The sequence below is a fragment of the Reyranella sp. genome (genome assembly GCF_004297405.1).
Classification (GTDB): domain Bacteria; phylum Pseudomonadota; class Alphaproteobacteria; order Reyranellales; family Reyranellaceae; genus Reyranella.
This window is the reverse complement of record NZ_SCVC01000036.1, coordinates 291655-304153: the sequence shown is the minus strand read 5'-3', so window position 1 is coordinate 304153 and position 12499 is coordinate 291655. Positions and strand designations below refer to the sequence as shown.

The window sequence follows — 12499 nt, the reverse complement described above, 5'->3', positions numbered from 1 at the left end:
GCCTATGCCGACCTGGGCCAGGGCAAGGGCAGCTATCCGCTGGCCGAGGAACTGGCCGAAACCGTGCTCAGCCTCCCCATCGGCCCCCACATGCCGACCGACGCCGTCGACCACGTCGCAAACGTCGTCCGGCAAACACTCAGCAGCTGACCGCTACAACTCCGGCGCAGAGTGAATGCCTCGGTAGTTGCGCTGATAGTCCCAGTAGGAGCTGTAGCCCCTCTGCGGAGAGGAATAAGAGTAGGTCGTCGTCTGGTAGTAGGCAGGCGAACGATAATATGCCGGCGCCGAATAAGTGTAGCCCGGCGCAGTGTAGCCGTAGTTGTAGTTGCTGCGCGCGTAGGGATCGGACGCGCAGGCTGCAACGGAAGCGGTGAGCGCCACCGCCGCGACGATACCAATCACAGGTCTCATGGCGGTCTCCTTCACTGTCAGGAGATCAACACGAGTGTCCCTGGCCGGTTGCTGCCGAAACGCAGGCTTCTCTATTTGGCCACATTGCTGGGTGAGCGTTTAGCCCGCCAGTCCGAGCCTCTCGCCGCGATAGGCGCCGCTCATGACCCGTTCCCACCAGCCGCGGTTCTCGAGGAACCAGCGCACCGTGTCGCGCAGGCCGGTGTCGAAATCGTGCCGCGGCCGCCAGCCCAGCTCGGTCTTGATCTTGCTGGCATCGATGGCATAGCGCGCATCGTGGCCGGGCCGATCCGTCACGAACTGGATCAGCTTTTCATGCGGGCGGGTGGTGCTGTTGGGCAGCATCTCGTCGAGCAGCCTGCAGATGCCGCGCACCACGTCGATATTCTGCCGCTCGCTGTCGCCGCCGACATTGTAGGTTTCGCCCGGCCGGCCCTTGCGCAGCACCAGGGTCAGCGCCTCGGCATGATCCTCGACATGCAGCCAGTCGCGCACGTTCTCGCCCTTGCCGTAGACCGGCAGGCTCTCGCCGCGCAGCGCGCGGATGATCACCAACGGAATCAGTTTTTCGGGAAAGTGGTAGGGGCCGTAATTGTTCGAGCAATTGGTGGCAAGCGTCGGCAGTCCGTAGGTGTGGTGCCAGGCGCGCACCAGGTGGTCGGACGCTGCCTTGCTGGCCGAGTAGGGTGAGTTGGGGGCGTAGGGCGTGGTCTCGGTGAATTTGCCCGTCGGCCCCAGCGATCCGAACACTTCGTCGGTCGAGATGTGCTGAAAGCGAAAGCGCGCGCGGGCCGCCTCGTCGAGCGTGCGCCAGTAGGCGAGGGTAACGTCCAACAGCACGTAAGTGCCGCCGACATTGGTCTCGATGAAAGGCGCGGCGCCGTCGATCGAGCGGTCGACATGACTCTCGGCAGCGAGGTGCAGCACCGCTTCCGGCTGAAACTCGGCGAAGATACCGGTGAGCGCCTGGCGATCACGGATGTCGGCCTTGTAGTGACGGTGGCGGTTGCTCACCCCGGCTTCGGCCAGAGATTCGAGGTTGCCGGCATAGGTCAGTGCGTCGACGTTGGCGACCGACCAGTCGGTGTCGCGGATAATGTGGCGGACAACTGCCGAGCCGATGAAGCCGGCGCCACCAGTGACGAGAATCCTCATGGGGCGGTCTTCCTAGCGGCCGATCTGGGCGGCGCCAAGGCGCGACACCCCGGTATCAGCGGTGGAGGATCTGGCCGAGGAAGAGCTTGGTGCGCTCGTTCCTGGGATTGGCGAAGAATTCCTCCGGCTCGTTTTGCTCCACGATCTCACCGCGATCCATGAAGATCACGCGATCGGCGACGGCGCGGGCGAAGCCCATCTCGTGAGTGACGCAGAGCATGGTCATGCCTTCGCGTGCCAGCTCGATCATGACGTCGAGCACTTCCTTCACCATCTCGGGGTCGAGCGCCGAGGTCGGCTCGTCGAACAGCATAATTTTGGGCCGCATGCAGAGCGCCCTGGCGATCGCCACGCGCTGCTGCTGTCCGCCCGAAAGCTGGCCGGGATACTTCAGCGCCTGCTCGGGGATGCGCACGCGCTTCAGCAGCCCCATGGCGATTTCCTCGGCATCCTTCTTGGGCATCTTCTTCACCCAGATCGGCGCCAGGGTGAGATTGTCGAGGATCGTGAGATGCGGGAAGAGATTGAACGACTGGAACACCATGCCGACTTCGCGGCGGATCGCTTCGATGTTCTTCACGTCGTTGGAGAGCGTCACGCCGTGCACGACGATGTCGCCCTGCTGATGCTCCTCGAGGCGATTGATGCAGCGAATCAGGGTCGACTTGCCGGAGCCGGACGGCCCGCAGATGACGATCTTCTCGCCTTCCTTCACGTCGAGATTGATGTCGGTCAGGACGTGGAACTGCCCGAACCACTTGTTCACGCTCTTGAGCTGGATCACCGAGGACCCAGTCGACAGATCGCGCGCGGCTGTTGCGGCCATGAAGTGCTCCCTGACAGCGCCTAGCGGCGCGTACCCTTGTTGAGTTCGACTTCGAGATACTTGCTGTATCGCGACATCGAGTAACAGAAGATGAAATAGACGAAGGCCGCGAAGAGATAGACCTCACCGGGGAAGCCTGCCCAGTTGGGATCGACCAGTGCCTGGTTTGCCGTGTTGAGGAAGTCGAAGATGCCGATGATCAGCACTAGCGACGTGTCCTTGAAGAAGCCGATGAAGGTGTTGATCAGCGGCGGAATCACCACGCGCAGCGCCTGCGGCAGGATGATCAGCAACGTCTTCTGCGGGTAGTTGAGGCCCATCGCATCAGCGGCCTCGAACTGACCCTTGGGCAGCGATTGCAGGCCGCCGCGGATGACTTCGGCGATGTAGGCTCCGGCGAACAGGATGACGGCGACCTGGGCGCGCAGGAACTTGTCGATAGTCGTGCCCGAAGGCAGGAACAGCGGCAGCATCACCGAGGCCATGATCAGGAGGCTGATCAGAGGCACGCCGCGGATCAGTTCGATGAAGCCCACGCACAGGCCCTTGACCAGCGGCAGGTTGGACCGCCGGCCCAGTGCCAGCAGGATGCCGTAGGGGAAGGCGAACAGCAGGCCGTAGGTCGCCAAGATCAAGGTGACGGGCAGGCCGCCCCACAGGCTGGTCTCGACATAGCTCAGCGGCGCGATGGCGAGGCTCCACGACGGCAGCACGCCGAAGATGCGCAACACCAGACCGACCAGGCCGATCACGATCAGAGCGTAGTAGGCGCTCCGCTCAGTCGGGTCGGCGACGGCGCTGCGCATCATCAGACCGATCGTGCCGCCGGCCAGAGCCACGAAGAGCATGAGGCTCAGCGGAATGTGGAGCTGGCCGAACATCAGCAGGAAGGTGATGAAGGAGCCGACGCCCCAGATCACCAGCAGGCGCCAGTTCCACATGCGGCGGTCGGCGCTCAGCACCAGCATCGCCAGCATGGCGATGACGGCGAACAGCGGCCGCCAGTGCTGTTCGTAGGGGAAGGAGCCGAAGAAGATGTAGCGGAACTTCTCGCGGATCAGGGCCCAGCAGGCACCCCCGCCACGGCATTCACTGCCGGTCGAGGCCGTGAAGTTGGCCGTGAAGAGCGCCCACTCCAGGAACCCGGAGAGGATCCAGACCATGGCAACGATCAGGACGATCGTTGTGAGGCCGTTGCCCCAGCTCGAAAACAGGTTCTTGCGCGCCCAGCCCAGAATGCCGGTATCGTCCGAGGGAGGCGCGATTGGTTGGCGTTCGCCAACTGGCATGTCGGTCATGCTCAGCGCTCCCTCAGGGCAATACGTTTATTGTACCAGTTCATGAACGCCGAGATCGACAGGCTGACCGAGAGATAGGCGGCCATGATGATCAGGACGTTCTCGATCGCCTGGCCCGTCTGGTTGATCGTGACGTTCACGGAGGCGACGAGGTCGGGATAGCCGATGGCAATGGCCAGCGAGCTGTTCTTGGTGATGTTGAGATACTGGCTGGTCATCGGCGGCACGATCACGCGCAGCGCCTGTGGCAGCAGCACCAGACGCATGGCTTGGCCGCGTGACAGGCCGAGCGCCCCGGCGGCCTCGCTCTGGCCCTTGTGCAGGGCGAGGATACCCGAGCGCACGATCTCGGCGACGAAGGCTGAGGTGTAGAGCACGAGGCCAACCAGCAGAGCGGTGAACTCCGGCTGAATGACGGTGCCACCGACGAAGTTGAAGCCCTTGAGCTCAGGCCAGCTCATCTGACTCGGCGCGCCGCCGGCCAGCCAAACCACGAGCGGCAGGCCAATGATGATGCCCAGGCTGGACGACAGGATCGGGAAGGGCTGTCCCGTCCTGGCCTGGCGTTGTTTGGCCCAGCGATTGATGAAGAAGGCGCCGGCGATACCGATCAGGAAGGCTATGCCCATCCACGCATGGATCGGATCGGCCGTCGGCACCGGGAAGTAGACGCCACGATTGCTGAGGAACACCGAGTTCCAAAACATAGAGATCGCCTGGCGTGGTCCGGGGAAAGCCTCGCTGATCAGCTTGTAGAAGAGGAACAGCCAAAGCAGCAGCGGCACATTGCGGAAGGCCTCGACGTACCATTCGCAGATGCGGCTCAGCAGCCAGTTGGGCGAAAGTCGGCCGATGCCGATCAAGGTCCCCAGGATGGTGGCAAGGATGATGCCGAGGACGGCGACGCGCAGTGTGTTGAGAATACCGACCCAGATCGCACGGGCGTAGGTGCTGGCCGGCGAATACTCGATCATCGTATCGCCGATCTCGAAGCCCGCCTCGCGCTCGAGATAGTGGAAGCCGCTCGCGATCTTCTGGCGAGCGAGGTTCTCCATGGTGTTGCTGACGAGGTACCAGGCCAGAAGCCCGACGAGACCGACAACGACGATCTGGAAAACCCAGCCTCGGATGACCGGGTCGTTCCAAGGCGCTACTCTGGTTTTTCGCGGCGCAGAGCCGAGTGTCTCGACTGCCATACGCTATTCCCCCTGACTACCGCGGTTGGCCCGCGTCGTTCGGCATGCTCGCCTCGATTTGACCCCAGTGTAGGTAGGAATTACCCACTTGCAACGGGACAAATCGAGGCCGTTCGGTCTGATATCCAGGCCTTTTAGCGGATCGGCGGGGCGTACTGCAGGCCGCCCTGTGTCCACAGCGCATTCTGGCCGCGGGCGATCTTGAGCGGTGAGCCCATACCCACGTTGCGGTCGAAGCTTTCGCCGTAGTTCCCGACCTGCTTGACGATGTTGTAGACCCACTTCTCGTCGACGCCGAGCGCCTTGCCCATGCCAGGCGTGACGCCGAGGATGCGCTTGATGCTAGGATTCTCGGACTTCAGCATCTCGTCGACGTTCTTGGATGTGATGCCATACTCCTCGGCCTCGATCATGGCGTAGAGGGCCCAGCGCACGATGTCGGCAAATTGATTGTCGCCATGGCGCACGACGGGCCCCAGCGGCTCCTTGGAGATGATCTCCGGCAGGATCATGTAGTCGTCGATCGTCTGTGGCGGCGGCACGTTAGCCGCGCGAGTGGCGGCGAGGCTCGATGCATCGGTCGTGTAGACATCGCAGCGGCCTGAGAAGAAGGCGGCCCGGATTTCGTCGACCTTCTCGATGACGACCGGCTTGAAGGTCATCTTGTTGGTACGGAAGTAGTCGGCAAGGTTGAGCTCGGTCGTGGTGCCGGGCGCGACGCAGATCGTGGCGCCATTCAGCTCCTTGGCGCTCTTTACGCCGAGCTTCTTCGGCACGAGGAAGCCTTGACCGTCATAGTAATAGACGCCGGTGAAGTCGAAGCCGAGCGCGGTATCGCGGGTCAGCGTGTAGGTCGCGTTACCCATGGTCATGTCGACTTCGCCCGACTGCAGGGCCGTGAAGCGCTGCTGCGAGGTGAGGGGGATGTACCTGACCTTCTCGGAGTCGCCGAAGATAGCCGCCGCAACGGCGCGGCAGACATCCACCGACAGGCCACGCCATTTGCCCTGGCTGTCGGCGATCATATAGCCGGCTGTGCCGGTGCCGACGCCACAGTTCACCATGCCGCGCGCCTTCACGGCATCGAGATCCTTACCGGCCTGTGCGGGTCCTGAAGCTCCCAGAACGAAAGCCGCCAATCCAGCGGCGGCTACAATGAGTCTAGCCTGCATTGAACGAAGCCCCCTTTATTTTTCCCCTTGGTGCCAGTCTCCGCCCCGGCACGCTTGCAAGCAATAGGCCAAATGAAAACCGCCGCCCTTTCAGGCGGCGGTTTGTTGTTGACCTGTGACGGTTCCGTCAGCGGATGGGTGGGGCGTACTGCAGGCCGCCCTGGGTCCACAGCGCGTTCTGGCCGCGGGCCAGCTTGAGCGGCGAGCCCGAACCGAGATTGCGTTCAAATATCTCGCCGTAGTTCCCGACCTGCTTGACGATGTTGTAGGCCCACCTCTCGTCGAGGCCGAGCGCCTTGCCCATGCCCGGCGTGACGCCGAGGATGCGCTTGATCGCGGGATTGTCGGACTTCAGCATCTCGTCGACGTTCTTGGATGTGATGCCGTATTCCTCGGCTTCGATCATGGCGTAGAGCGACCAGCGGACAATATCGGCAAATTGATTGTCGCCGTGGCGCACCATCGCGCCAGCGGGGTCCTTGGAAATGATCTCCGGCAGGATGACGTAGTCGTCGGGATTGGGGGCGGTCGTCGCGCGGGTCGCCGCCAGGCTCGCGACATCGGCAGTATAGACGTCGCACCGGCCAGCGAAGAAAGCGGCGCGCACTTCTTCGACCTTCTCGAGGATGACTGGCTTGAAGATCATCTTGTTGGTGCGGAAGTAGTCGGCGAGGTTGAGCTCGGTCGTGGTGCCCGCGGTAACGCAGATCGATGCCCCGTTGAGGTCCTTGGCACTCTTCACGCCGAGCTTCTTCGGCACCATGAAACCCTGGCCGCCGTAATAATAGATGCCGGTAAAGTCCAGGCCGAGCGCCGTATCGCGGGTGAGGGTCTGGGTGGCGTTGCCCAGAAGCATGTCGACCTCGCCCGCCTGCAGCACCGTGAATCGGTGCTGCGCGTTGGTCGGTACATATTTCACTTTCCCGATATCGCCGAACAGGGCGACGGCAGCGGCGCGGCAGACATCAACGGCAAGGCCGCGCCAGTTGCCCTGGCTGTCGAGGAATTCGAAGCCTGGAAGGCCGGTTCCCAGGCCGCAGGCCAAAGTGCCCCGCACCCTGACGTTATCCAGATCCTTGCCCGCTTGTGCCGGACCTGCAACGCCGCACACCGCGGCAACCAGCCCGACGGCTGCCGCCCACGCAAATCTACGCATACCCATCCCTAAGAGACGCTCGCCACCCCTCCGGATTTTGCGCTTTGCGACGGCAATAGGCCAAAGAAAAACCGCCGCCCTTGCGGGCGGCGGTTCGTCGTGAAGGTTTAGCTAACGTTAGCGGATGGGCGGGGCGTACTGCAGGCCGCCCTGGGTCCACAGCGCGTTCTGGCCACGGGCGATCTTGAGCGGCGAGCCGGCGCCCACGTTGCGGTCGAAGCTTTCGCCGTAGTTCCCGACCTGCTTGACGATGTTGTAGACCCACTTCTCGTCGACGCCGAGCGCCTTGCCCATGCCTGGCGTGACGCCGAGGATGCGCTTGATGCTGGGATTCTCGCTCTTAAGCATCTCGTCGACGTTCTTGGACGTGATGCCGTATTCCTCGGCCTCGATCATGGCGTAGAGGGCCCAGCGCACGATATCAGCAAATTGATTGTCACCGTGACGCACGACGGGACCCAGCGGCTCCTTCGAGATGATCTCCGGCAGGATGATGTAGTCATCCGGCGTGGGGGCGTTGGCGGCGCGGGTCGCATAGAGGCCCGAAGCGTCCGTGGTAAACACGTCGCAGCGGCCGGCGAAGAAGGCGGCGCGCACTTCCTCGATCTTCTCGATGACGACCGGCTTGAAGGTCATCTTGTTGGTGCGGAAGTAGTCGGCGAGGTTGAGCTCGGTCGTGGTGCCGGGCTGCACGCAGACGGTGGCGCCGTTCAGTTCCTTGGCGCTCTTCACACCGAGCTTCTTGTTCACCATGAAGCCCTGGCCGTCGTAGTAGTTGACGCCAGTGAAGTCGAAGCCGAGCGCGGTATCGCGGGTCAGCGTGTAGGTCGTGGTGCGGGCGAGCAGGTCGACCTCGCCCGACTGCAGGGCCGTGAAGCGCTGCTGGGCGGTGGTCGGCACGTACTTCACTTTCTCCGAATCGCCGAAGATCGCGGCCGAGACGGCGCGGCAGACATCGACGTCGATGCCGGTCCACTTGCCCTGGCTGTCGGCCGATGCGAAGCCCGCGACACCGGTGCTGACGCCGCAGATGAGTTGGCCGCGCGCTTTGACCGCATCGAGATCCTTGCCGGCATGCGCCGTCCCGGCGACGCCGACCAGCCCGGCGGCGATCGCGCCGGCGGCCATATACTTCTTCAACATTTTTATCGTTCCCTCGTGGTTGCCTCTGACGCCCTGTCGGCCACCTTGCGTGGCCGTTCAGGGGCGATGCGCAATTCCTAGGCGAACCGCCTGACGCGCGCAACGGCGGCGCGCGTCCGACTGTGGCGGATTAGAGGCGATCCGCCCCGCTCGAAGAGAAGGGGTTGGTCGACCAGGCACCGCCGTCGCCCCGGCCGAAGAAGCCGCCCTTGCGACCACGGTCGGCAGCGCGCTTCACTTCACCCTGCCACTGCCGGTAGGCGACGAGCGCCTCGCCGGCCAGGGCGCCATGGCCTCCATTCTCGGAGATGTAGGGCTGGGGATTGACGAACTGGCCATTCACGATGACCGAGAAGTGCAGGTGGGGGCCGGTCGACCGTCCGGTCGAGCCGACATAGCCGATCAGGTCGCCCTTGCGGACCCGCGTGCCGGGCCCCATGCCATCGGCAAAACGCGACATGTGGGCGTAGAGCGATTCGAAGCTGTCGGCATGGCTGATCTTCACCGTGCGGCCGTAGTTGAAGTACCAGCCCTGATGATTGATCACGCCATCGGCCGCGGCATAGATCGGCTCGCCGACCTTGCCTTCGAAATCGATACCGTTGTGGAAGCCACTGCCGCTCTTGCGGCCGTAGTAATAGCGGGTGCCGAACGGCGAGGACATGCGGGCGCCCGGCCGCGGGTCGGCGAGCGCCGTGCCACCCAGGCGCTTGCCATGATCGTCGAACCAGCCTTCGGGCTGGTTGGGGGGCGCAAACCACCAGAAGGACTGGCGGACCTTGCCGTCGCCCAGGCTCGCCACGAGCACGCGCGGCGTGCCGTCGACCGTACGGCCCTGCACGACATCGATCTTGGCCGATGCAGACGTGAAGCCGGCCAGGGCCTGGGTGAGTTCCTTGAGGGACGCCGGATTGGCGCCGGAGGGGGCGAGCACGCCAGCGAGGGTCGTTGGGCTGGCCTTCACCACTTTGACCGAGTCGGCAACCAGCCCGCGCGAGCCGGGGCCGGGAGGGACGGCTGCTGCTGCTGCTGTGCTGGGAACGCTCGAAACGCGCTCGTCGTCTTCCGTGGTGGCGTTCGGGGCGAGCTTGTAGCCGAAGGTCCCGTCGGTGCCGCGCGCCAGCTCGACGGCCAGCGAGGTGTTGGAATAGAGCTGCAGCGAGACCAGCCGCTTGGGCTGGCCGGAACCCTGAGGCTCGAGTACGGCGCGGCCGGACGAGGCGGCCTTCACTTCGGGCTTGCTCAGCGCCTTGTTGACCGCCGCCGCGGCCGCATCGGCGTCGGCAGGATCGACCTGGAGAGTGAGGAGCTGCTGGGCGACCGAACCATCGGCCGCAACCGAGAAGGACTGGACGTCTTCGCTGGGGGCGGTGGCGGCGGACCGGGAGGTCGCCGGCTTGAGCTGTTTCTTCTGGGGCGCTTTCACCTGGGCCATCGCCCCGGCGGCGCAGACTGCATTAGCGGTCGAAAATGCGAGGGTTGCTACTAGAAGGGTGCGGACGGTTCGCCAGCGGTGGGCGCGTTTGTGACGCGTCATCGTGAACGCCATTGGCCTCTCCCGTTCTCCATTGGAACGCTTACTCAAATTGACATCTGAGGCTGATAGCGACCCACCAGCTTCCCCCGAAGCCGGTGCCCCCGCGTGCCCCGCTTAAGGCAATACTGGCCACGGAGTTCTCACAAGTCCAACAAAAAGTTGCAAAAATGCAACACCCGTGAAATACGGGTTAAAGGATTGTTAATGAAGGGTTTTTGGCGCTAGAGCGATTTTCTATCCCTAAAGGTCACAGGGGGTAATTCGTTCATGGTCGCTGCGTTGCGAAGAGACGGATAACGCGCCAGCAACCCGGCGGCCTCGGCCATCTCCTCGACATCGTTGAACATCGGCACCCCGGCACGCTCCATGGTGGCGAACCAGTCGGCCTTGCCGGGTAGGGTTCCCATCATGCTGTGCATTAGGGGCAGGCGAGCGCCGGCCGCCAGCTCCGCCAGCCGCTCGATGACCGGCTGGGCGTCCACCATGAAGGGCACGACATGGATCATCAGGACCATGTCGTAGGCATGGGCCGCATGGGTCATCGCCGCTTCGAAGGCGAGGCCGAACCGGTCCTCGCGGGCATCGGCCAGCAGGTCGATGGGATTGGCGACCGAGGCTTCGGCCGGAAGCCGCTGACGGAGTACGTCGGCCATTGCTGCCGGCAAGGCGGCCAGGTCGAGCCCCTCCAGGGTGGCGCGGTCGGCGCAGAGCACGCCCGGCCCGCCGGAATTGGAGAGAACAAGGGCGCGACGGCCGAGGCCCTGCGGAAAGCGCCCGAACGCCTTTGCCGCAAGCAGGAGCCGGCGCAGGCTCGTGACGCGGACGATGCCGCAGGAGGCGCAGAAGGCTTCGATGGCGGCGTCATCATTGGCGACGGCGCCGGTATGGGCGGCAGCGGCCTGGCCGCCAATCTTGGTACGACCGCCGAACAGCGCTACGACCGGCTTTTTGGCCGCCACTTGTCGGGCGATGGCGCGGAAACGTTCGTGATCGTCGATCGACTCGATATAGAGCAGCGCCGTACCGATCTCCGGCCGCTCTCCCAGCCAGGCGAGGTAATCCTCGACACCCAGGTGCACTGCGTTGCCCACCGAGACGATCGAGACCAACGGCAGGCCGCGGGCGTTGGCCTTGTCGATGAACTCTTCGGCCAGCGCACCGGACTGCGAGATGAAGGCAAGCCCGTTGCCGGCGCCCGCGACGTTCCCTGGCGGCAAGTCGCGCAGGAAGGTGGCGGCGAAGCGTCGGGCGGGATCGAGATGCACGATGCCGGCGCAGTTCGGCCCGGCTACCGTGAGACCGCGCTGGGCGGCAAGCTTCAGCAGCGCCTCGTTGCGCGCCACGCCGGCAGGACCTGCTTCGGCAAAGCCGCCCGGCAGGATCAGGAGATTGCGAATGCCGCGGTCAGCCGCTTCGCCGACGGCGTCGAGGATGGCGTCGGGCCGGATGACGATCACGGCGAGGTCGACGGGCTGGTCGATGGCCGCGATCGAGGTCACCGATTCGTAACCGAAGATCGTGCCGCCCTTGGGATTGACCGGCACGACTCTTCCGCCATAACCGGCTTGGCGAAGCATCTGCATGACGGCGCCGCCGGACGAGGTGGGGCGCTCGCCTGCACCGACGATGGCGATGCTGTCGGGTGCGAAGAACGGCGAGAGGTCACGGACGGAATCGGTCATGGCCGATTGTTGCAGCACAGGCGTAGAGGGAGAACAAGATGTCCGATCCGATCGAACTGCTGGTCCAGGGCCGGGCGCACGATCTCGGCGGCGGCTTTGCCGTGCGGCGCGTGCTGCCCAGCGTGAAGCGCCGGATGGTCGGACCGTTCATCTTCCTCGATCATTTCGGGCCGATGGATGTGCCCATCGGCGGCGGCATGGAGGTGCGGCCGCATCCCCATATCGGCCTGGCAACCGTCACGTATCTGTTCGACGGCGGCATCTTCCATCGCGACAGCCTGGGCTATGCGCAGGCGATCCGGCCGGGCGACGTCAACTGGATGACGGCGGGCAGCGGCATCGTCCACAGCGAGCGGACCGAACCCGAGATGCGCGCGACGGGCTTTCGCATGCACGGCGTCCAGACCTGGGTGGCGCTGCCCAAGACGCACGAGGAAACCGCACCCGCCTTCGAGCATGTCGAGGCGGCGCGGCTGCCGGCCTGGCAGGACGGTGGAACGGCGCAGCGCCTGATCGTCGGCACCTATGCCGGACGCACGGCGCCCACGACGCACTTCTCGCCGATTTTCTATGTCGGCGTCGAAGCAGTGGCGAGCGCCAAGCTTACGGTCTCACCAGACCATCAGGAGCGGGCGATCTACATCGCCGACGGTGCGCTGACGATCGGCGATCGCCAGCTTCTCGTCGGCGATCTGGCCGTGTTGGCGCCGGGGCAGGCGGTCGAGGCGATTGCCGGACCGCAGGGTGCAAAGGCCATGCTGCTGGGCGGTGCCACCATGGATGGCCCGCGTCACATCTGGTGGAACTTCGTCTCCTCGGACAAGGAGCGGATCGAGAAGGCCAAGGCGGATTGGCGCGAGCAGCGTATGGGCAAGGTTCCGGGCGACGACGAGTTCATCCCGCTGCCCGACAGATAGGGC

General features: G+C 64.3%; 12 protein-coding genes. 2 read left to right on the top strand and 10 right to left on the bottom strand.

Annotated elements, in window-relative coordinates; translation table 11 throughout:
- Positions 1-12: 12 nt before the first annotated feature.
- Positions 13-150 (top strand): DegT/DnrJ/EryC1/StrS family aminotransferase, encoded by a 138-nt coding sequence (locus EPO50_RS31575; protein WP_367268061.1) that lies wholly within the window; start codon positions 13-15, stop codon positions 148-150.
- Positions 151-153: 3 nt separating this feature from the next.
- On the opposite strand, the gene EPO50_RS24430 is transcribed toward EPO50_RS31575, so the two are convergent.
- From EPO50_RS24430 to EPO50_RS24385, 10 genes are all read right to left on the bottom strand, one after another.
- On the bottom strand, positions 154-414 hold the full coding sequence (locus tag EPO50_RS24430) for a hypothetical protein (RefSeq protein WP_296348409.1): 261 nt from the start codon (positions 412-414) through the stop codon (positions 154-156).
- A gap of 99 nt (positions 415-513) precedes the next feature.
- Positions 514-1569 carry a dTDP-glucose 4,6-dehydratase gene (gene rfbB / locus EPO50_RS24425; protein WP_296348408.1) on the bottom strand — a complete coding sequence of 352 codons (1056 nt, stop codon included), beginning with the start codon at positions 1567-1569 and terminating at the stop codon, positions 514-516.
- 55 nt (positions 1570-1624) lie between these two features.
- Positions 1625-2395, bottom strand: a complete 771-nt coding sequence (locus EPO50_RS24420) for an amino acid ABC transporter ATP-binding protein (RefSeq protein WP_296348405.1) — start codon at positions 2393-2395, stop codon at positions 1625-1627.
- A 20-nt stretch (positions 2396-2415) separates the two neighbouring features.
- Complete coding sequence (locus tag EPO50_RS24415) at positions 2416-3693, bottom strand: amino acid ABC transporter permease (RefSeq protein WP_296348403.1); 1278 nt, start codon at positions 3691-3693, stop codon at positions 2416-2418.
- 2 nt (positions 3694-3695) lie between these two features.
- Entirely contained in the window at positions 3696-4889 is a 1194-nt protein-coding gene (locus tag EPO50_RS24410; RefSeq protein WP_296348400.1) for an amino acid ABC transporter permease, read from the bottom strand.
- 134 nt (positions 4890-5023) lie between these two features.
- Entirely contained in the window at positions 5024-6061 is a 1038-nt protein-coding gene (locus EPO50_RS24405) for an amino acid ABC transporter substrate-binding protein (protein ID WP_296348398.1), read from the bottom strand.
- A gap of 127 nt (positions 6062-6188) precedes the next feature.
- Positions 6189-7217 (bottom strand): amino acid ABC transporter substrate-binding protein, encoded by a 1029-nt coding sequence (locus EPO50_RS24400; RefSeq protein ID WP_296348396.1) that lies wholly within the window; start codon positions 7215-7217, stop codon positions 6189-6191.
- Positions 7218-7334: 117 nt separating this feature from the next.
- Positions 7335-8360, bottom strand: a complete 1026-nt coding sequence (locus EPO50_RS24395; RefSeq protein ID WP_296348393.1) for an amino acid ABC transporter substrate-binding protein — start codon at positions 8358-8360, stop codon at positions 7335-7337.
- A 130-nt stretch (positions 8361-8490) separates the two neighbouring features.
- Positions 8491-9909 carry a M23 family metallopeptidase gene (locus tag EPO50_RS24390; protein WP_296348391.1) on the bottom strand — a complete coding sequence of 473 codons (1419 nt, stop codon included), beginning with the start codon at positions 9907-9909 and terminating at the stop codon, positions 8491-8493.
- A gap of 209 nt (positions 9910-10118) precedes the next feature.
- Positions 10119-11579 carry a CoA-binding protein gene (locus tag EPO50_RS24385; RefSeq protein WP_296348389.1) on the bottom strand — a complete coding sequence of 487 codons (1461 nt, stop codon included), beginning with the start codon at positions 11577-11579 and terminating at the stop codon, positions 10119-10121.
- A gap of 38 nt (positions 11580-11617) precedes the next feature.
- On the opposite strand from EPO50_RS24385, the gene EPO50_RS24380 reads away from it, so the two are divergent.
- The gene (locus tag EPO50_RS24380) at positions 11618-12496 is read left to right on the top strand and encodes a pirin family protein (protein WP_296348387.1); all 879 of its coding nucleotides are present in this window, start codon (positions 11618-11620) and stop codon (positions 12494-12496) included.
- The last annotated feature ends 3 nt before the right edge of the window (positions 12497-12499 follow it).